Source organism: Bacteroides sp. Marseille-P8574, from assembly GCF_902825465.1.
GTDB classification, from domain to species: domain Bacteria; phylum Bacteroidota; class Bacteroidia; order Bacteroidales; family Bacteroidaceae; genus Bacteroides; species Bacteroides uniformis.
In genome coordinates, this window is the sequence record NZ_CADEBE010000001.1 from 2,815,290 (window position 1) to 2,836,581 (window position 21,292).

Genomic DNA, 21,292 nt, shown 5'->3' on the forward strand with positions numbered 1-21,292 from the left:
ACTGTACTTTTATAAAAAAAAATTTGGCAGAAACGGGAAAACTGTTTATCTTTGCACCCGTTCTCCAAATGCGGAAATAGCTCAGTTGGTAGAGCATAACCTTGCCAAGGTTAGGGTCGCGAGTTCGAGTCTCGTTTTCCGCTCTCTTTTCCCTTTTTAGGATGCTCGAATGGTGGAATGGTAGACACGAAGGACTTAAAATCCTTTGGCCATTGCGGCTGTGCGGGTTCAAGTCCCGCTTCGAGTACTCGATTAAGCTCTGTGAATCATTGATTTGCAGAGCTTTTTCTTTATAGGGATTATTCTGGTTTATGCTTGTATTAATACGGATTTAAACGGGAATTATACTATTGAGTTAAACCAAGAGTTAAACCGAAATTGTAATGAAAGCTACAGCTAACGTATTGTGTTACAAGTCTAAAGTTCTTAGTAATGGTGAGCATCCTCTCATGCTTCGTGTTTGTATGAGTGGTAAGAAGAAGTATGTAAGCCTTGGCATCTCTGTAAAATCTCAGTATTGGGACTTTGAGAAGAACAAACCTAAGCGTAATTGTCCTAATCGTGAGCGGATATTAAAGGTTATTAATGAGCAGGAACAGAGGTATTCAGAACAGATACTTGAATTTAGTACAGAGCAGCGAGAGTATTCGCTTGCTACACTAATTGAGGCTACTACTACCACTCAGAAAGTTAAGACTGTTGGTGAACTGTTTAATGAGTATATAGCTCAACTTAAAGACGAGGGTAGGTTAGGGTATGCGCTCTCTGTACAACAGGTATATAATTCACTATACAAGTATAAGGGGCATCTGGATATTTACTTCTCTGAGATAGATGTGAATTGGCTAAAATCGTATGAAGTATGGTTGAGATGTTCTAAGTTGGCAGATAATACTATTGGTATTCGTTTCAGAACGCTACGAGCGGTTTATAATTTGGCTTTGACTGAGGGATTGGTAAAGCCAGACTGCTATCCGTTTAAGAAGTATAAGGTGTCTAAATTGCATAAAGAGACGGCTAAACGGGCGATAACCAAAGAACAGATGAAGCAGGTAATAGAATATGATACATCAGGGGGACGTTTCTATAAAAGATTGGCAGTTGATATGTTTACGTTCTCTTACCTAATGGGTGGTATAAACTTTACTGATATGGCATGTTTAACAGGTAAGAATATTGAAGGGGAACGTTTGGTTTATGTCCGTCAGAAGACAAAGAAGTTGATAATGTTACCATTGCAAGAGAAAGCTATAGAAATAATGAACCGTTATCGTTCCCCACAGCGTAGATATATATTCCCTATATTGGATAATAGAGAGCGTTCTCCACGTCAGATAAGGAATCGAATTTATGATGTGTTGGCCAATGTGAATGGGTATTTAGAGGATATTGGGAAGGAGTTGGGTATTGAGTTGAAGATTTCCAGTTACGTCGCTCGTCATTCTTATGCTACTGTATTGAAGCGTGCAGGAGTATCAACGTCTGTTATCTGTGAGTCTTTAGGGCATAGTTCAGAACGAGTGACACAGATATATCTTGATAGTTTTGAGAATGCTCAATTAGATGATGCAATGAAGCATTTACTCTAATTTATAATGCCGCTCTGTTGCATAATGGAGTGGCATTATTTATCTTTACGGCACTAATACAGATATGACATGATAACCTACTCAATACCAATTCCAGAGTTGAGGACGTTAGAGCCTATACTGGCAGAATGCTTTGGCTACAGACGTGCCATGTTCTTAAATGAACTACAAGCAGCATACCACCTTCATTACCCTAATGGGGCAGGTGAGGAGATAGTTTCCAAGTATCGTATGCCATTCCCGTATCTGGATGAATACGCGGTGGATAACGGTGCTTTTGACTATCACCGCTATGCCCCCAGACCAGCCTCAACAAGTACACTGTTTGATGCTGCCAGTTTCATTATGGATACAGAGCACGAAGTATTCATAACCCTATCCAATGATAAGATACTGACTGAAATATTGGAACTTCTGGAGGAGTATGGCGTATCAGATGAAGATGAAGTAATAGGAATATCCCTTCTGTTTGTAGCTGCCATATATGACAAGCATGTAAAGGATGAACTTTATACGGAGATTGCCATTTCAGAGAATACACTTCCGTATCTGGAACAAGTCCGTCCAGAAATGCTAAAGCTGTTTGAGTTATTGAACACCAAGAGATACTCACCTTCCAGAAAGAAGGAGGTAAGGGCACTAAATTCCATCACCATTGATAACGGGGTAAAGAAGATTAGGCTTGACAACTCCTGCTATTGGCTGACTGACTTGCTTGACAACTACTTGCATATTTACTTGGGAGTTGACAGTCTGGAAGAGGCGCAAGCGGAATTGAAGGAGGTGTATTCAGAAAGGAAAGGCAGGAAAGCCAATAATGCAGCCTGCAACTTAATCATGTACGGTACATTCCATCTCTTGCAGAAGTGTTCAGCCTTAAAGACCAGAAGCGAGCAGATACGTATGACTTTAGGCTACATGGAGATATTATTTGAAGCGGACAGTTTCAATAATGACGAGAACTACACCAATGCCGCTATAGCCTACTTGGTGAAGCAAGGCTACAAACCGCAATGGAAGCCCAAGCGGATAGAGGACTACAATTTCTCTCCCAATAATCAATCCACAGAATACCTCTGGTAAGCAATATGCTGCCAATCCTCACAGACTACCATGTAATTACGTGGTAGTTTTTTTATATCCTTATAATATCTAACTATTTGGTTATCTTATATATAAAGAATATCCTTCAAATCGCATTCTATTCTTTATAACCCACCTTCTAAGTATTCCCCAACTTTGCAACGTAATCAGAAACGATAAGGCGCCAAGTTGAAGATTGCACTAATTTATAAATGTATTTATTAATTTAAAATTAAATAATAATGAAAAAGAATTATTTGACAATTAAAATTGTAGCTAATAATGAAGTAAGAAACATAGCTTTCGCTAAGGGTATTAATCGTTCCATCAACTTGGGCAATGTAGAGAAGATATTAGCCATGATGAAGGTCAAAGGCTACAGAAAGGCAGAGCAGATACAAGTCATTAAGGCGGAAGATGTAATTAAAACTGGCGATATTAGCTTGGTTGATATTAATGGGCAAGATATAAAGCCGGAAGATGCTGCCAAATATTTCCTTGTATTGGACGGTCAGCATAGGGTTATTGCCGCAGCCCTCTATAATGAATGGGCAGCAGAGAACGGAAAGGAAACGATAGATGTCCCTGCCATTGAAGTTGAATTGCAAGGGAATGAAACCATTGCCGAATATATCAATGAGATTAATATTACTAAGAAGGAATGGACTACCCCAGATTATGTACGTGGTGCAGCCAATATTAACCCAGACAGCGAATTCCTGCAACGGTATAACGAACTGATAAAGAGCGAGAAGAACCCAGACGGTTATCCAATCTCAACACTGAACCTTATCTTTTGTGGCAATAATAACGCCATATCAAAGTCTGACTTCTCTCTATTATGCTCTGGGAAGGATGAGAAAGGGAAGAAGGTGAAGAAGCCTATCATTCCAGCCTATAATATGGAGATAGGCAACAAGTTCATCCAAATCTGCAAGGATAAAGGCTTTGATGACAAGGATATTGCCAAGAGACACCTAATTCAGCAATTTAATAATATCAAAACAACTGCAGGAGACGCCAACGAAGCTATTAAGATATTCCAGACCATCACCCAGAATGACAAGGCGGCAATGTTCAATACGCATGGAAATCTGGATGAGAGTTTGGTGATGGAGCAGTTCAAGAAGATAAGAGAACGGAATGACAATCCTATTATCATTCCAGTTGAAGGGACTGGGACAGCCTCCACTGATGCAGATGAGGACATTCCTTATCTGGAAGCGGAAGAAGTCTGCTAATAAGAACCAGAGCCAATGTGAGAGGTTGGCTCTTCTGCTCCCAATTCTTCCAGAGTGGTGAATTTCCCCCATATAATAAGGTGGTTTACCCTAATAATTGAAGTTGAGAGTAATCTGTAGTCTGATTATTGGGGTCACAGACAGCTGTTTTCCAATCACCAAGTAGAAATGATGATAGAGTTGAAATTCCCAGAAAGTGGTGAATTCCCTCTATATAAAACGGTCAGTTACCCCAGTATTCAGAGTTTAGGATTATTTAAAGTCCAATAATTAGGGTCACAGGTAACATATTTAAAATCACAAAAGATAACTTATGATAAAGTTGGATATTCAAGAACGGGACGGTTTCCTCATTATGGACGACTTCCCAAAGAATTGCATCTTCAACAAGGTAAAGACGGGATGCGGTGCTACTACAATAGCGCTTACCAATGACGAGAATTACATTATTGCCGTACCTACAACAGAGCTGGTAATCAATAAGTGCTACCCACCTAAGGATAAAGACGGCAGGGACATTGCTTGGAAGAAGTCACAAATTCAAGCAGGCGTAAATCCTACTAATGACAGACTGTTTGGTTTATATGGCAAGTTCACTAAGACAGTACAAATCCAGTTGAACAAGTTTCTTGCTAAGGACGGAGTTAAGAAGATAATCTGTACGTATGACAAGGTGGATAAACTGATTGACCTCATTAATCCGCTTGAATTCAAGATACTTGTGGATGAGTACCACAATTTGTTAAAGCAGTATGGCTTTAGGACAAAGGTAATAAATCAGATTATAGAGAAGTTCAAATGCTTCAAGTCTCATTGCTTCTTAACTGCAACTCCTATCCCAGAACGGTTTAAGCCCAAAGTATTTGCCGAAATGAAGGAATATATTGCCAACTGGCAGATAGTGGATAAGATTACAATCTACCCCTGCCCATGTGTCAAAGCAAGCACTACAGCAGTTAATGTTATCAAGCATTATAAAGACAACGGTCACTTTGTGTTGGACGGGATTAAGAGTGAGGAGGCATATTTCTTTGTCAACAGCGTAAGGGAGATTAAGGAGATACTTAAACAAGCCAAGCTGACCAATGATGAGTGCAGGATTATATGCGCTGACGACGAGATGAACCATTACAAGCTGGAAGGCTTTGAAATCTCCAGTTCAACAGCCCCAGTTAAACGGTTTACATTCGTGACCTGCAAGGCATTTGAAGGAGTGGACTATTATTCAGAGACGGCAATATGCTTTATCGTCAGTGACGGCTACAACAAGCATACCCTAATCAGCATTGACATGGATATTCCCCAGATTGCAGGACGTATCAGAACCAAGTCCAACCCTTTCAGAAACAAGATAGTCCATATATTCAATGCAAAGGCTGTCAACTACTACGTTCCGTTTGATGTGATGGAGGAGAGGATAGAGGACGAACTTGCTACTGCTCGCAGAAGGATGGAGCAACTGAATAGGGAGACTGATATAAAGATATTAAAGCAGCAGGATAAGGAGTTTGAGAGACTGGGCGTCCATACATATATCATCAAGAAAGGTGACAGATACGAAGTCAATGACATGGTTGCCCAGTTAAAGCTCTACCAACACTGGACTACACATATAGTATATAGGTCGTCCGAAGCACTGCAAGAGGCTTATAAGGAATTGGGGATGACAGTAACCAAAGGGTATGAGTGGAGTATCGCAGATGACAGCGTAGTAAAGGATGCTCTCAAACCGCCACAATTCAGAGACCGCCTCAAACGCTTCTGTGACTTGAAGGAGAAGCTTTCCCTAACGGACAATGAGCAACGGGAATTAAGGGTGATAACAGATAAATATCCATTCTTGGAGCAGGGATATAAGCAGCTTGGGCAGACGTTGAGAAGGCATAGAACCATAAAGGAAATTAAGGCATTGATTGAGTAGGATTGAACTCCAGACCATTAAACGGGTCTGGAGTTTCTTGTTATACCCCAACTCAAATTAGGTAGTCTCTAAATAATCCCCCCCCTCCCTTCCAGATACGGGAACTCTTTCCATACAGTTACTAAGACTGCATAAAGTGAAATTATCAGCCAGAAAGCAGGCATAAGGTGTATATTATGCGCTTTATTGTCATGTTACCCCTAATGTCCCTCACCTCTCTTAGATGGGAAATGAACGGTTTAACGCAATCGCATTCCAGACCGCAAACGCTTTGGTTACGGTATTACTGGCTACTACAGTAATGTCTGTGTATTACAGAACACAATTGCGGAAGTCTATGGGGCATTACATTATAAAGCGCCATTCCCTTTCAATTCATTCATTACTAACCAATAAATTATCGCTTATGGAAGATTTAAAAGCAATTCTGACGGTTGGTGCAATACTCGTTGTACCGTTCATTGCAGCCCCAAAGGTAATGTTTGCCATAGTGCTGTACATTATCATTTATATGGCATTCAGATGGAGAAATTTCTAATTATCAACTTAATAATTTACAGATTATGGAAGCATTACAGATTATGCCAGTCATGGCACAGAGAAGGAACTGTAATTTAGGAGAATTTGCAGAGGATGCAACGGTAGTTGTGGAAGAGATTACAAAGCCCAAGAAGGTGAACCATTTCATTGAGGCTAATTCCGTGGAGGTGAGTTTGGAGCACTTGAAGAATGACTGTGTGATACCAGTATTCAGCAAGGATAATGAACTTACCATTTCACACAACGCATTCATTGAAACGGTCTGGGAAGCTGCCAGTTCATTCTATAGCGGTGAACGGATAGAGCAACCAGACATAAGGTGCAGCCATGTGATAAAGGGAAGAAAGCCGGAAGCCATCAACAAACCCAAGAACCTGCTGACGGAAGCTGACACGACCCAGTATTATGAAAGGTGCGCTTTCGCCATAGACATACCATCCATCTATGAGGAAGTGTCTGGGAATAGGCTCAACCTTTCCATAGTGGGGGTACGTGCATTGAATAGGGAGAACCTTGCTACCAAGAAAAGCCCGGAACTGTTCAGACTGGCTGTATCGTTCAAGAATACCGTATGCTGTAACATGTGCGTGTTTACAGACGGATATAAGGATGATATAAAGGTAATGGGCACAAAGGAACTGTTCAAGGCTACATTGGAACTGCTTAATAATTTCAATGCAGCCAAGAATATCCACATGATGCAGAGTTTAGGCGATACCTGCCTAAATGAGCACCAGTTTGTGACCTTACTTGGCAGGATGCGACTTTACCCACTGTTACCGCAAGGGCAGCAGAAGGCTATCCCCAGAATGCTGCTTACTGATACACAAGTAAACAGTGTGGCTAAAGCCTACATTAATGATGATAACTTTGGCAGTCTTGGCAGTGACCTATCCATGTGGAAGTTCTACAACCTGCTTACTGGCAGCAACAAGAGCAGCTACATAGACAGCTTTCTGGATAGAGCCTACAACGCTACAGAACTGGCAACGGGTATTGCATCCGCTCTGCATGGTGATGAAAGATACAGTTGGTTTCTTTCTTAGCTGTATCTGGAATTATATCCTATTACTGGTTTCTCAAAACTGGAGATTATGCTACGGAATTTATTCTATGTGTTACTGGCGACTTTGGTATTCTTCATTGCAATGGCATTGTTTCCATTTATAGCGGTGGGATATATCCTGCTGCTGGGCTACGCCATTATCAAAGGATAGCTTGGTATGGAGGGCATCTATATAATAAGGTATAGGTGCTCTTTTTATTTATAAACCTCTTAAATATTAAAAGATATGGTAATAGAAGACAGTCGCGAATACAAGGCAGCGCAAGAACTTGAAAGAGCCTTGAACGATTATAGTTGGAATCCTAAAAGGTTTGCAGAGAGTACGAGGTATTATCACCGTACACTACAGCAGGAGCTTATGAGAACCATTGTGGCAATCATTCAGATGGTTGGTGATGAAAGCTATGGTACAGACCTTAGAAATCAAGCCTCACATGAACTTTGCAAAAAGATTATTGAGAGCGGTGCATTGGATGAAGCCTATTTGCCGTTTATATAGGCTTGAACGTAACAAAGGACATCATTAACTTGGTGTCCTTTATTTATTATATTCACTTCTGTTATTAGTGAATGTTTCTTTGATTATCAATAAGTTGTATATTCCAACTTAAAAATGACATTCACTTTTATTCATTTACATACAAAACTGAACATTATGAGTTTAAAATATTCAAGCACTACAGCAGATTATCTGCAATGGAGCGAGGCAATGAACTTGATAAGGAAGTTAGCCAAAGACGGGAATTATAAAATCTCGCTTCTTGTTGCTCTGGGCTGTTTCACTGGCTTAAGAATATCTGACATTCTGGCTTTACGCTGGAAACAGATATTGGATGCGGAGGAATTTACCGTTATCGAGATCAAGACGGGAAAGCAAAGGACTGTGAGAATTAACATGCAGCTACAGAAGCATATCTGTGACTGCTACAAGCATATCAGTCCTATAGGCATAGACGCGCCTATATTGGTTAGCCGGAAAGGTACGGTCTATTCCATACAGAGGATAAATGTAGTCCTCAAAGAGGTTAAAAGGAAATATAGGCTGCATATAGGCAACTTCTCATGCCACAGCCTTAGAAAGACTTTCGGCAGGCAGGTCTATAACATGAACAGCGAGAGTTCGGAGCTTGCACTTGTCAAACTCATGGAGCTATTCAATCACAGTTCTGTAGCCATTACTAAGAGATACTTGGGATTAAGGCAGGAAGAACTACTTAATACCTATGACTGCCTTAGTTTTTGATTACTGGCGGTTGCGCTCACCAATTATTAAGAATGGAGTGGAACAGCCTTTTAAGCCTACAATTCAAGTTGGGAGTAAATTTATAAATTTCTACTTATATAGACCTTTTACAAATTTGCTCCTAACCTTGATTTATGGAGTAGGAATGCCTTTCTGCATTTAATAAACAATAAGTTCTTGCCAATCAGACGCAAATTCGTAACTTTGCAGCAATTTCAGACACTTAATGAGTTAAGGCTGAAAGGACATATTAGTTAACGAAGAGCGTTTAAGATATTATCCTTAATCTGAAATCTGGACAATTTCAAAACACAAGGATAATAGGCAAGGACGCTCACGTCAATGCTATATACCCACTTAGTCAAGTGGACTATATAACGTTTGGCGTGGGCTATTGTTTATTACTTGTGTTTGGGCAGTCCAGAGCCTCAGATTAGGTAATATTCAATGTTCCCACGCTTCTTTATTGTATAACAGTCAGTTAGGGGACACTGACTATAATACATGAATTAACCGTAAAGATACAGACTACTACTTATTAATTGACAACTCATTTATGAAGTGTGCAGCTATCGCTGTGTTCCTCACACTGATACAACTATTTATTATTAACTGCCACCTATTAGGGACGTAGAGGCATAAACAGATTTATAGCAATGAAGACATTAAGATTGATTGGAATGGCTATCGTAGCCGTAATTATGAGTGTTAACTTCGCAGCATGTAGTGATGATGACGAAGAAGAAAGTACACCTACTACAGAGAACATTGTAGGTCAATGGGTACTAACTTACGAAGAAGGGTATGAAATAGAGCCAGAATATCCTGAAGAAAACAGAGAATGGAGTCATGCACCTAAAGATGAATGCGAATATTTTGGTAATCTTACATTCAGAGCTGACGGTACATATACTGAATATGATTTGGATAATTCGGAATTAGATGAAGGGAAATGGGCATTGAGTAATAAGCTGCTGACACTTAGACCTATTGATGCCACTTATGCTCTTGATTTGAATGTTCTTGAGATATCCAACAGCAAGTTAGTTCTTGAATATATGGAGAAAGAGGATGATGGAGGGGTAGAATATGCTAAAATGACTTATAAAAGGAAATAAGTATTGAAGTATAAAGGCAGCATGGAATTAACTCCCTTGCTGCCTTGACTGTTTCCGCTTCTTGACTAACTTAGGCTTTCGTTTACTTGCCGCATCTTTAAAGAACTGCTCCAGTCTCTCTCTGGTAATAGGCAGGTAACTGACCTCTGTAACCATAGTTTCTTTAATCTCTTGTGGTAGGTAGTAGATAGTGCAACTCTTAGAAGAGTTATTCTTGGTAAGTCTCATAATTGTATTAATTTGATAATTGATAATTGAATTAATCTGATACGAAGTTAACCATATTACAGAGGGGAAACTAATGTTAATATCTCATTATTAAATACTGGAATGGAGAGATGGCTGTATTTCAACTATACACTACTTAGCCATTATAAAAGATAAAGAGATTAATGGAGAGCCCCATTTAACTCCATGTATGGACTAATACAACCTTTTAGAGAGGATAAAGCCCCCTATTACAGAAATGTTGAATTAAACTTTACTGTTATTTCCGTTATAATGACAGCTTGTCTGCTGATATATTTGGGAGCATGGTTATTAATCATTTACCAAAGTTGAGAAGTGAAGTGATAATATTATTAAATACATAATGAGATTGTAAACTTATTTATTAACTAATCTTGATTTAATACTTTAGTTAAACCAATAGTTAAACCAAATATTAAGTATTAGTAAGTAGCATTAGATAAATTATTGATTTATAGATTAATATAAGCTCGAATGGTGGCCCGGCGAGAAGGACTTAAAATCCTTTGGCCATTGCGGCTGTGCGGGTTCAAGTCCCGCTTCGAGTACTCGATTAAGCTCTGTGAATCATTGATTTGCAGAGCTTTTTCTTTATAAGCTCTTGATATGAAAGACCGTTTCCCTATAGCGAACAAAGTGTTTCCCTTAATAGAACAAGTTGTTTCATTATGGCGAACACTTTGTTTCCCTTAACAAAACATTTCGTTTCATCATATGAAAACAAACTGTTTTTCCTTATTGGAACAAACTGTTTCTCTATACTTGAACAAAGTGTTCATCGCTGTGAACTAACAAACTAACTATAATACTATAGTAGATGATATGCGCGTGGCACTTGCTAATATGTGCTTGCAGATGAAATAAAAGAATCTATATAAATAGCCTCCTCTTTATTGTTCAGAACAGCTTGGGGCGTTTGTTATTGAACCGATAGCCGATACCCAACATCAGATAATTGGGCTCATGAAATTCCCGGAGGTTATATCCTATATGGAGATACGAATTGCGTGTTACGTCTATTTTCAGGGCAAGAATCTGATAGAAAGACTTCATGTCACCGCCGCCGTGCAGAACGTTGGCTCCCAGACCGATACCTACCGTGAAGTAAGGCATGACAAACTCTCCGCGGGCAGATAAGCCCAGCGCCATCTGCTTTTTGGCAGGCGGGGTATAGAAGCCGTTCTCTTCTTCGTACGATTCTTTCATGTTCGCACTGTGGTCGTATACGCCGTCCAACGCCACACCGGCGCGGAATTTATAGCCGAAGTTGTACATGGGTGCAAAGCTGAAACCGACCACGTTGTAAGTGCCGGGTGCGGGTACCTGGCCACTACTGCCTTCATGGGCCACTGCTTTCTTTCGCCAGGAGCCGAACAAAGTCAGGTCGTAGCTGACGTGGCGGGGGAATGGAGGAACGATAGGGCGTTGCCATGACTGGGCAAGCTCATCCGCTCTGCGGTTAAAGTTATATACCAGCCCCACTTTACAGTCCACCGTGTTCAGACCGGAGTTGGGATATTGGGTGTTTCCGTTGGAAAAGTGGCTTCCGGTAGCTCCTATCATCAGGTCGAACTTGGGGGAGAGTGCCCACTTTAAGTAGAGGTTCACATTGAGATAAGCATTCACTTTCGAGCCGATAATCTGGTTCTCCGGGTTGTCGTATTCATCGTAGGGTTTCCAGCCGAACGATGCGCCGAAGTTCCATTCATAGTTCAAGGATATGCGGGGGCTGAATTGGGCGATACGTCCCCCTTGAAACAGATAGACCGCCAGCGGGTTGCCCAGCTCTTCCGGATTGCCGAAGTTGAAATAGCCGACTCCAATCCCTTGATAGGCTCCTATATAAGCCTGGTCGGCAACGGTGTGGGGACGGAGCTGGAAGGAGTATTTCAGATGGCCGGCATAGGCATTTTTCATGGGCTTGTATTGGTGGTTGGAGTACTCCAGAAAAGGGTTGGTCTGAAAAATATAGCCAGCACGCCCTTCTACGCCTAATCTGTGGATGAAGCGCTGTGAGAAAGGGAGTGTGTCCCGTTTGTATTCCGAATGGCTATCGGATGTCCATTGTTGGGCGTATATTGTATCAGACAAGAAAAGTACCGCTCCTAAGAAAGCCAGTATTTTCCATATCTGCATGCTATTTTTCATATGCCGTGTCGGTCTTTCTTGTTTATAAATGTTCCGAGTGAAGTTTAATTTCGTGCAAATATAGTTTTTTTATCCTTTTGACATTCACAATGAGACAACTATTTGTAAAAAGAGGGGGTAAAACTGAAATCGCCAATAGAATGGCCGACTTCGGTTTTACCCCCTCCTTATTCATTCACCCGGATGCTGTCTTATGATTCGGATGCTGGGTGGCGAGCATTATTTCCGGTCGTTCTCCCGGATTTCCACCCGGCGGATTTTCCCGCTGATGGTTTTGGGGAGCTCATCAACAAATTCGATGACACGTGGGTATTTGTAGGGAGCCGTCACTTTCTTCACATGGTTCTGCAACTCCTTGACAAGCCCTTCTCCAGCGCGTGCCTTGTACTCTTTTGCCAACACAATCGTAGCTTTTACCACTTGGCCGCGGATTTCATCGGGCACACCGGTAATGGCACATTCCACTACGGCTGGGTGGGTCATCAATGCACTTTCCACTTCGAACGGACCGATGCGGTAGCCGCTACTTTTGATGACGTCGTCGGCGCGGCCTACGAACCAGAGGTAGCCGTCTTCGTCCTTCCAGGCTACGTCTCCCGTGTAGTAAATGCCGTTGTTCCATGCCTCGTGGGTGCGGTTGGCATCGCGGTAGTATTCCTTGAACAATCCCAGCGGTTTGCCTTTGTCGGTACGGATTACAATCTGTCCCTGCTCACCGGCTTCCACGGAACGTCCTTCGTGGTCTATCAGGTCTACCTCGTATTGCGGATTGGGCAATCCCATGCTGCCGGGTTTCGGTTCCATCCATGGCATGGTGGCAACGGTAAGGGTCGTTTCGGTCTGTCCGAATCCCTCCATCAGCTTGATGCCCGTCAACTTCTTGAAGGTCTCGAATACGGCGGGGTTCAATGCTTCTCCGGCGATGGTGCAGTATTCCAGACTGGATAGGTCGTACTTCGTGAGGTCTTCGTGAATGAGGAATCGGAAGATGGTGGGCGGCGCACAAAGCGACGTGACGTGATAATCTTGTATCTTCTCCAGTATGGCTGCGGGAGTGAATTTCTCGTGGTCGTATACAAATACGTTGGCGCCGGCAATCCATTGTCCGTAGAGCTTGCCCCACACGGCTTTTCCCCAACCGGTGTCGGCAATGGTGAGGTGTAGGCTGCTCTCTTTCAGGTTGTGCCAGAAGCTGCCGGTGACGATGTGTCCCAACGGATAGGTGAAGTCGTGGGCCACCATTTTGGGCTCTCCGGTAGTGCCGCTGGTGAAGTACATCAGGGAGATGTCATCGTTCGTATTCGGATGTTCAGGTTTCACGAAAGGAGCGGCAGCCTCGATACCTTTGTGAAAGTCTTCGAATCCTTCGGGAACTTCCGGCCCGACGCTTACGAGGCGTTTCACAGAAGGAGACTCCGGCATGGCTGCCGTGATATGGTCGGTGATGACGCTTTCGCCGGCGCAGACTATCATCTTGATGTCTGCGGCGTTGCAACGGTATACGATGTCTTTCTTCGTCAGCAGGTGGGTGGCGGGAATCACCACTGCACCGAGTTTGTGTAGTGCCACAATGCTGAACCAGAATTCGTAACGGCGCTTCAGTATCAGCATCACCATGTCTCCGTGGCCGATGCCGAGGCTTTGGAAATAGGAAGCCGTCATGTCTGTGTACCGTTTCATGTCGGCAAAGGTAAATTGCCGGCATTCGCCCTGGTCATTGGTCCACAACAGTGCGGGTTTGTCGGGTTGCTCGGCGGCCCAGGCATCCACTACGTCGTAGCCGAAGTTGAAATTCTCCGGTACGTTTATCTTCAAGTTCTTGATGAAGTCCTCCTGTGAGGTGAAGGATGTTTGAGATAAAAATCTTTCTACCATAACTTTATTACATAATTACTGCCAGGAATTTTACAGTCTTTCCGTCAAGCGCCTTCATGCCGTGCGGCAGTTTGGAGTTGAAGTACAGACTGTCTCCTTCATTTAAGATTAAGTCTTTGCCGTCGATGCTGACCATCATACGGCCTTCCAGTACGAGGTTGAACTCCTGACCGGCATGGCTGTTGTAATGTATCGGCTCGCTGTCCGGTTTCGGTTCTACGGTCACAATGAATGGGTCTGCCGTGCGGTTGATGAAACCGGCTGCCAGCGATTGGTATTTATATGCCTTGGTACGTTCTATACTGGTTCCTTTTCCGGCACGTGTCAGGAAGTAGGAGCTCATTTTGGGCTCTTGCCCAAACATCAGTGCGTCCAGTGATATGCCGTAGTGCCGTGCTATCTTCTGTAGCATGCTGACCGAGATGTCGAATTCTCCGGTTTCGGCAAGGCGGTACTCTTCTGCAGAGATGTCGCAGTCGCGGGCGATATCGTCGGCAGTCAGTTCCAATACGTCACGCAGTCCGCGCAGGCGTTCGGCTATTTGTCTGATTTGTTCGTCCATAATTATATTTGTTTTAAATGGGTTGTTATTGAAATACACCGTTACACCGCAGGGCGTTGGCATATTGGCACATTAAATACTCGCTTTGATGGCTTTAATCACAGTGGAGGTGAATCCTTCGTGTTCCAGTTCGTTGATTCCCTTGATGGTAATTCCTCCGGGAGTACACACCTTGTCAATCTCAACACTGGGGTGTGTGTCACTGTTCAGAATCAGCTCGGCTGCTCCCTTCACGGACTGTGCCACCATGCGCATGCCGTCTTTGGGGTAGATGCCCATTTCAATGCCGGCCTGCATAGCTGCCTGGATGTACTTCAGCACATAGGCGATGCCGCAGGAAGTCATGGCGGTGGTTGCCGCAATCTTTTCCTCGGGAATGAGCATGGCAAGTCCCATCTGGTTGAAAATGTCCAGCATCAGCTGCTCCTGCTCCTTGGTGGCATTGCGGCTGGCGATGAGTGTCATGCTTTCCATTTCGCTGATGGCTGTATTGGGAATAAGACGGAACATGGTCATTTCCTTGTCTGCTGCATAGTGTGTCAGTTCTTCGAAGGGAATACCGGCTGCAACGGAGATAAGAATCTGTGTGCCTTTCAGTTTCAATTCCTTTACTACAAGTTTCATCAGCCATGGCTTCACGGCAAAGATTATCATATCCGCACCGGTCACTGCTTCCTGATTGTCATTAGTTACTTGCAAAGCGGGAAATTCTGCTTTCAGTTTGTCTAATTTGTTCTGGGTGGGGTTGGAGACAATGATGTCACTGGCAGGGATGATTGTTCCTTTTGCCAGCCCGCGGGCGATGGAGCCTCCCATATTTCCGGCACCGATAATTGCTATTTTCATATTTTCTTGTTGTTAAAAGAGTTGTCTGTTGGCAAAGGTAGGTAAATTAAAGAACTTTCTTGAAGCGTTTCAAGAATTCCTTTGCTTCGTCCATGCTGAGGCACAGAGGCGGCAGCAGGCGGAGCACGTTCGTACCGCTTACGCCGGTGAATACATGTTGCTCTTTCAGCAGTCTTAGGCGCAGTTCCTTGATGGGGGCTTCAAATTCCAGTCCTATCATCAGTCCTCGTCCGCGAACGTCCTTGATTTGCGGGAGCTTTCTCAGTTCTGTCATCAGGAAGTCGCCGACTTGCGCTGCATTTTCTATCAGGTTTTCTTGCTCTATGACGTCCAGCACAGCAAGGGCGGCACTGCAAGCCAGGTGGTTTCCACCGAAAGTGGTTCCAAGTTGCCCGTATACCGGTGTAAACATCGGGCTGATGAGTACGCCTGCCATCGGGAAACCATTGCCGATGCCTTTTGCCACGGTGATGATGTCGGCTTTGATGCCGTTGTACTGATGGGCGAAGAACTTGCCGCTGCGTCCGTAGCCGCTTTGGATTTCATCGAGAATCAAGACCGTGTTGTGTTCCGTACAAGCCTGGCGGAGAGCCTGCATGAATTCGTCTGTCGGCAGTTGGATGCCGCCTACACCTTGTATGCCTTCGATAATCACTGCGCAGACATCTCCTTTGGACAATTCGGCCTTCATGGCTTCGATGTCGTTCAACGGGAGGTAGGTGACGTGCCCGCAGTTGTTGATGGGAGCGATGATTTTAGGATTGTTCGTTACTTCCACCGCCAGTGAGGTACGTCCGTGGAATGCTTTTGAGAAGGATATCACACGGGTACGGCCATTGTAGAAGGAGGAGAGCTTCAAGGCGTTCTCATTGGCCTCGGCACCGCTGTTGATGAGGAAGAGTGAGTAATCATCATAGCCGCAGACCTTTCCCAAACGCTCTGCCACTTGCTGTTGCAGCTTGTTGATTACTGAGTTTGAGTAGAATCCTAACGTAGCAACTTGATTGCTCACCATCTCTACATAATGTGGGTGTGCATGTCCGATTGAGATGACTGCATGGCCACCGTAGAGGTCGAGGTATTCGGTACCGTTCTCGTCCCATACATGGCAGCCTTTTCCTTTGACGATGTTGATGTCAAAGAGAGGGTATACGTCGAATAAATTCATTTTTTTTAGAATGCAGAAGGTTTCAACCGTAATCCTACGGTCTCTTCCAGGTTAAACATTAAATTCATGTTATGGACAGCTTGTCCGCTGGCGCCTTTCAGGAGGTTATCGATGCAGGAAATGATAAGCAGTTTGTCGCCGTGCTTCTCCAGATGGATGAGGCACTTGTTGGTGTTTACCACTTGCTTCAGGTCGATATTCTTCTCCACGATGTGGGTAAAGGAATCTTTGGCGTAATATTCTTCGTACATGCGGACGATTTCTTCCAGGGCCACTTTGGTCTTCACCACAATGGTGGTGAAGATGCCGCGCGGGAAGTCGCCGCGGTAGGGGATGAAGTCAATGTCCGCATCAAAGCTGTTCTGCAGCTGTTTGAGCGATTGCTTGATTTCGGGCACATGCTGGTGCTCGAAAGCTTTGTAGACACTCATGTTGTTGTTGCGCCAGCTGAAGTGGCTCGTGGCGCCCGGTTTCACACCGGCGCCGGTACTTCCGGTAATGGCGTTCACCATGATATCATCATTCAGCATCAGATGTTTGGCAAGCGGTAGCAGCCCCAGCTGTATGCAGGTGGCAAAGCAGCCCGGATTGGCTACGTGCTTTGCTTTGCAGGTGGCACGGCGGTTCAGCTCCGGCAGGCCGTAGATGAAGTCGTGTTCGGGAGAGGCTATGCGGTAGTCCATGGAGAGGTCGATGATTCTCAGTTCCTCGGGCACGTTGTGGCTTTCGAGGAACTTCTTCGTGTCGCCATGTGCCGTACAGAAAAAGAGTACGTCGATTTCTTCCAGCGGGAGCTGGTCGGTAAATACCAAGTCTGTTTCGCCGTACAGTCCTTCGTGTACGTCGGTAATTTTGTTGCCGGCGTTGCTTGAGCTGTTTATGAAAACGATTTCCGCTTCCGGATGGTTGAGCAGCAAACGTATCAGTTCGCCTGCCGTGTATCCGGCTCCGCCGATGATTCCTACTTTAATCATTTCGATAATATCTATTTGGTTCTTGTGGTATAACAATTAGCATTATAATGTATATGGGTATGCCTGCAAATGCAGTAAAGATCGTGGCGAACGTATAGACGATACGCACCAATGAGACATCGAGTCCGAAAAAGTTTGCCAGTCCTGCACATACGCCTGAAAGCATCCTTCCAGTCCGGGGACGTGTCAGTTTTTGCTTCCTGCCGGTCATTTAGATTTTCTCGTCTTTATGATTTGAATAATAAGCACGCAGTGCTGTGGAGGTTACTTTGATGAAGCCCTTGGCATCTTCTGCCGTCCATCCTTTCTGCATCTCACCGTATTCACCAAACTTGTTTTTCACAAGGTCATCTTTGCTTTCTACACCTACGGTAGAAAAGCAGAGCGGGTGAAGTTCGAGGATAGCCGTACCGTTTACGTTGCGTTGCGAGGATTCCAGCATGGCTTCGATGTCGCGCATTACTGGTTCCAGATATTGGCTTTCGTGCAGGAACATGCCATACCAGTTGGCTACCTGGTCCTTCCAGTATTGTTGCCATTTGCTCAAAGTGTACTTCTCGAGGAACTTGTGTGCTCCGATAATCAGCATAGGTGCGGCAGCTTCGAAACCTACGCGGCCTTTGATACCGATAATCGTGTCGCCTACGTGCATGTCGCGGCCGATACCGTATGCCGCACCAATCTCTTCTACCTTCTGGATGGCTTTGATGGGGTCGTCGAATGTCTCGTCGTTCACGGCTTTCAGCTCACCTTTTTCAAAAGTGAGGCGCAACAGCTCGCTGCCCTCTTTGGTGCAGTGTTTCAGATAGGCGCTTTCGGGCAATCCCTGCGCGGAATCCAGAATCTCGCCACCACAGATGGAAGTGCCCCACAAACCTACGTTATAGGAGTATTTCAGTTTGGTGAAGTCGGCGGCAAAGCCGTGTTTGTTCAGATAATCAATCTCTTCCTGACGGCTCAGTGCCATGTCGCGTGTCAGCGTGATGATTTCCACGCCCGGAGCCATGACGAGGAAAGTCATGTCGAAACGAATCTGGTCGTTACCCGCACCTGTAGAACCGTGGGCGATGGCATCCGCGCCGATTTCGTTGGCATAGCGTGCAATGGCCAATGCTTGGAAGATACGTTCGGAACTTACAGAGATAGGATAGGTGCCGTTACGCAAAACATTGCCGAATACCATGTATTTCAAGCTTTTCTCATAGTATTCCTGCGTCACGTCGAGGGTGACGTATTCTTTGGCGCCCAGCTTGTAGGCATTTTCTTCGTTTGTCTTCAACTGTTCAGCACTGAAACCGCCCGTATTGGCACAAGCTGCATATACTTCGTACCCTTTTTCTTTGGTAAGATACATCACCGTAAACGAGGTATCCAAACCTCCGCTGAATGCGACTACTACTTTCTTCTTTTCCATATCCTTAGTATTTTTATATTTTATCCTCTTCGTGCAGCTTCGGGTCGTAAAGCATTGCTGTGCAAATGCAGAATTTACGGTTCTTAGCTACCAATATATCATGGTTTATACAGCCTTCGCAACCTTTCCAGAACGATTCGTCATCGGTCAGTTCGTTGAAGGTGACGGGCACATATCCCAGCTCGGTATTCATTTTCATGACGGCAGCTCCGCTGGTGAGACTGAAAACTTTAGCATTAGGCCAGCGTAGGCGTGCCAGGCGGAAAGAAGCGGTCTTGATACGTTTTGCCAGCCCTAGTCCCCGATATTTGGGGTGTACTATCAAACCGGAGGTTGCTACATATTGCTTGTTACCCCAGCTCTCTATGTAGGTGAAACCGGCAAAATCATCTCCACACAAGGCTATGATGGCCTTTCCTTCTTTCATTTTAGTAGCTACGTATTCGTGTGTGCGTTCTGCGATGCCCGTTCCGCGTACCTTGGCAGCTTCCCGGATGGTATCCAAAATCTTGTCTACGTAAACTTCATGTGAGGCGTCAGCCACCATCACATCAATTTGTTTCGAATCCATTTCTTATTTAATTTCTTGTTTTTTGTTGTTATCTATCATTTAATGTTCGGGATGATTTGCGATAGGAAGCTGCGTACCTCGTCATGTGACGCTGCTTCGTGCACCACCAGCATGATGGTGTCATCTCCGGCAATGGTACCGAGAATGGCGGGACACTCTCGGTTGTCGATGTCGTAGGCCATGCTGCTGGCATATCCGGGCCGGGTACGGATGACGGCAATATTGCCCGAAAATTGAAGTGAAACGAATCCGCTTGTCATCAGCATTTCACTTGCACTCTGGTCGTTCGAACGTTTATACATAATGTTGTTGGGCAGCACATATACGTATTTACCGTTCATGTTTGCTGCTTTCGCTACTTTCAGCTGTTTCAAGTCGCGTGACAAGGTGGCTTGTGTCAGTTCAAAGCCTTCCTTGCTCAAAGCTTGCAACAGTTCTTCCTGAGAACTGACGTCTTTGCTTGAGATAATCATCTTGATGGCGTCTAACCGATTGGCTTTTTTCTTCATTTTCTGTATAATTATTCTAAGAGTAGTGCAAAATTAGGGATTATTTCGGAAAGAATATGCAAAAAGGGGACTTTTTTCTTTGTTTTATGTATGTATTGTGCATTTTTCTTTGAAAGATGAGCTTTCTTTGTTCTGGAAGGCAATAATCTTAGAAATAAAAAAGTGCATTTTGGGACTACCCTCTATTCTCTTTGTTTTGTCTTATGCATATACTGGAAAAATACATAGATGATTGTTTTATAAAACTAATGCAGATGATTTTTGTATATACATTTGATTTTATCTGAAGGTAAATTCGGGGCTTTGATAAGGGTTCGGGCTTCATCCATGGAGTTTTTTGTTTATAAGTCTGATAAACTTTATTTGGAATAGATTAATCTTTTTCTGTAATCGATGGTCAGTGTTATTATAAAATATTACTTTTGCTTTAATCTTATAATCAACCAATATAGAGCGAACAATATGGTTTTCTTGATAGAAAGTATTAATAATTAAGAATTTACCCTTTGTCACTTTAATTACTATGGAAAAATATATTATTGAAAAACTGAGATTAGGAGATGAACAGGCATTTAGATATATATACGATTGCCATTACATTCTTCTTTGTCGTTTTGCATATCAACTGTTGGATGACGTTGCTTTAGCAGAAGAAATAGTGGATGATACTATCTTCTATTTGTGGGAGCATCGTACTGACATTGAAATAACCTTTTCCTTACGTGCCTATTTGATGCGTGCAGTGCGTAATCGCTGCCTGAATGAATTGAATTCACAAAGGCATCGCAAAGAACTTCATTTCTCTTCTTTTATGCTTCCAGAAAATATGGAATTTTTAGATAGTGTTTTTGTGGAGGATAATCATCCTTTAGGTACTTTACTTGAGCAAGAGTTGGAAGAAAAATTATTGAAATGTATTGAGGAACTTCCAAAAGAATGCCGTGCGGTTTTTAAGAAAAGCCGTTTTGAACAAAAAAAATATGAAGAAATAGCAGATGAACTGAAAATATCGGTGAATACAGTTAAGTATCATATTAAAAATGCTTTAGCATCCATTCAATTACATATGGGAGACTATCTGAAACTGCTGATATTGTATATGTTTTGGGAAAATTGAAAAAAATACATTTTAGACTACCCTCTTTCTTTTCTATTTTGTCTTACTTATAAACGTA

Annotated in this window: 20 protein-coding genes and 3 tRNA genes; 13 read left to right on the top strand and 10 right to left on the bottom strand. The window is 43.5% G+C overall.

Translation table 11 applies throughout. The features are described 5' to 3' along the window. Window positions 1-70 precede the first annotated feature (70 nt). The 12 genes from HUX74_RS11940 (at window position 71) to HUX74_RS11990 (ending at window position 10,598) form a co-directional block, all read left to right on the top strand. Window positions 71-143, top strand: a tRNA-Gly gene (locus HUX74_RS11940). Between the two features lie 20 nt (window positions 144-163). Continuing rightward, a tRNA-Leu gene (locus HUX74_RS11945) sits at window positions 164-247 on the top strand. A gap of 136 nt (window positions 248-383) precedes the next feature. Further along, window positions 384-1,589 (top strand): site-specific integrase, encoded by a 1,206-nt coding sequence (locus tag HUX74_RS11950; RefSeq protein ID WP_118696364.1) that lies wholly within the window; start codon window positions 384-386, stop codon window positions 1,587-1,589. Window positions 1,590-1,658: 69 nt separating this feature from the next. After that, window positions 1,659-2,672 (top strand): hypothetical protein, encoded by a 1,014-nt coding sequence (locus HUX74_RS11955; protein ID WP_174646697.1) that lies wholly within the window; start codon window positions 1,659-1,661, stop codon window positions 2,670-2,672. Window positions 2,673-2,914: 242 nt separating this feature from the next. After that, window positions 2,915-3,913 (top strand): hypothetical protein, encoded by a 999-nt coding sequence (locus HUX74_RS11960; RefSeq protein WP_118696366.1) that lies wholly within the window; start codon window positions 2,915-2,917, stop codon window positions 3,911-3,913. A gap of 313 nt (window positions 3,914-4,226) precedes the next feature. Next, complete coding sequence (locus HUX74_RS11965) at window positions 4,227-5,834, top strand: hypothetical protein (protein WP_174646698.1); 1,608 nt, start codon at window positions 4,227-4,229, stop codon at window positions 5,832-5,834. A gap of 563 nt (window positions 5,835-6,397) precedes the next feature. Beyond that, complete coding sequence (locus HUX74_RS11970; protein ID WP_174646699.1) at window positions 6,398-7,420, top strand: DUF3871 family protein; 1,023 nt, start codon at window positions 6,398-6,400, stop codon at window positions 7,418-7,420. Between the two features lie 48 nt (window positions 7,421-7,468). After that, a complete protein-coding gene (locus HUX74_RS20920; protein WP_255501490.1) occupies window positions 7,469-7,591 on the top strand; it encodes a hypothetical protein in 123 nt (40 codons plus the stop codon). Window positions 7,592-7,666: 75 nt separating this feature from the next. Then, window positions 7,667-7,939 (top strand): hypothetical protein, encoded by a 273-nt coding sequence (locus tag HUX74_RS11975; RefSeq protein WP_009037602.1) that lies wholly within the window; start codon window positions 7,667-7,669, stop codon window positions 7,937-7,939. A gap of 156 nt (window positions 7,940-8,095) precedes the next feature. After that, entirely contained in the window at window positions 8,096-8,683 is a 588-nt protein-coding gene (locus HUX74_RS11980) for a tyrosine-type recombinase/integrase (protein ID WP_117974377.1), read from the top strand. A 656-nt stretch (window positions 8,684-9,339) separates the two neighbouring features. Further along, window positions 9,340-9,801, top strand: coding sequence for a lipocalin family protein (locus HUX74_RS11985; RefSeq protein WP_117974339.1), 462 nt, complete (start codon window positions 9,340-9,342; stop codon window positions 9,799-9,801). Between the two features lie 717 nt (window positions 9,802-10,518). Beyond that, window positions 10,519-10,598, top strand: a tRNA-OTHER gene (locus HUX74_RS11990). Between the two features lie 349 nt (window positions 10,599-10,947). Here HUX74_RS11990 and HUX74_RS11995 read toward each other — a convergent pair. From HUX74_RS11995 to argR, 10 genes are all read right to left on the bottom strand, one after another. Next, window positions 10,948-12,198 (bottom strand): acyloxyacyl hydrolase, encoded by a 1,251-nt coding sequence (locus HUX74_RS11995; protein WP_174646700.1) that lies wholly within the window; start codon window positions 12,196-12,198, stop codon window positions 10,948-10,950. A 219-nt stretch (window positions 12,199-12,417) separates the two neighbouring features. Next, the gene (locus tag HUX74_RS12000; RefSeq protein WP_131225536.1) at window positions 12,418-14,073 is read right to left on the bottom strand and encodes an AMP-binding protein; all 1,656 of its coding nucleotides are present in this window, start codon (window positions 14,071-14,073) and stop codon (window positions 12,418-12,420) included. Between the two features lie 7 nt (window positions 14,074-14,080). Next, window positions 14,081-14,635, bottom strand: a complete 555-nt coding sequence (locus tag HUX74_RS12005) for a helix-turn-helix domain-containing protein (protein ID WP_016272528.1) — start codon at window positions 14,633-14,635, stop codon at window positions 14,081-14,083. Between the two features lie 72 nt (window positions 14,636-14,707). After that, window positions 14,708-15,481 (bottom strand): pyrroline-5-carboxylate reductase, encoded by a 774-nt coding sequence (gene proC, locus HUX74_RS12010; protein ID WP_131225535.1) that lies wholly within the window; start codon window positions 15,479-15,481, stop codon window positions 14,708-14,710. Window positions 15,482-15,527: 46 nt separating this feature from the next. After that, a complete protein-coding gene (locus tag HUX74_RS12015) occupies window positions 15,528-16,649 on the bottom strand; it encodes an aspartate aminotransferase family protein (RefSeq protein ID WP_174646701.1) in 1,122 nt (373 codons plus the stop codon). Between the two features lie 5 nt (window positions 16,650-16,654). After that, the gene (gene argC, locus HUX74_RS12020) at window positions 16,655-17,623 is read right to left on the bottom strand and encodes an N-acetyl-gamma-glutamyl-phosphate reductase (protein ID WP_005825122.1); all 969 of its coding nucleotides are present in this window, start codon (window positions 17,621-17,623) and stop codon (window positions 16,655-16,657) included. Next, window positions 17,616-17,834, bottom strand: coding sequence for a PspC domain-containing protein (locus HUX74_RS12025; RefSeq protein WP_005825120.1), 219 nt, complete (start codon window positions 17,832-17,834; stop codon window positions 17,616-17,618). Before HUX74_RS12025 ends, argC begins: the two co-directional genes overlap by 8 nt. Continuing rightward, window positions 17,835-19,037 (bottom strand): argininosuccinate synthase, encoded by a 1,203-nt coding sequence (locus tag HUX74_RS12030; protein ID WP_174646702.1) that lies wholly within the window; start codon window positions 19,035-19,037, stop codon window positions 17,835-17,837. A 13-nt stretch (window positions 19,038-19,050) separates the two neighbouring features. Further along, window positions 19,051-19,608: a GNAT family N-acetyltransferase gene (locus tag HUX74_RS12035; protein WP_005825115.1), complete on the bottom strand. Its 558-nt coding sequence runs from the start codon at window positions 19,606-19,608 to the stop codon at window positions 19,051-19,053. A gap of 35 nt (window positions 19,609-19,643) precedes the next feature. Further along, the gene (gene argR, locus HUX74_RS12040; RefSeq protein WP_005825113.1) at window positions 19,644-20,117 is read right to left on the bottom strand and encodes an arginine repressor; all 474 of its coding nucleotides are present in this window, start codon (window positions 20,115-20,117) and stop codon (window positions 19,644-19,646) included. Between the two features lie 523 nt (window positions 20,118-20,640). Here argR and HUX74_RS12045 point away from each other — a divergent pair. Beyond that, a complete protein-coding gene (locus HUX74_RS12045; protein WP_016272534.1) occupies window positions 20,641-21,234 on the top strand; it encodes an RNA polymerase sigma-70 factor in 594 nt (197 codons plus the stop codon). The last annotated feature ends 58 nt before the right edge of the window (window positions 21,235-21,292 follow it).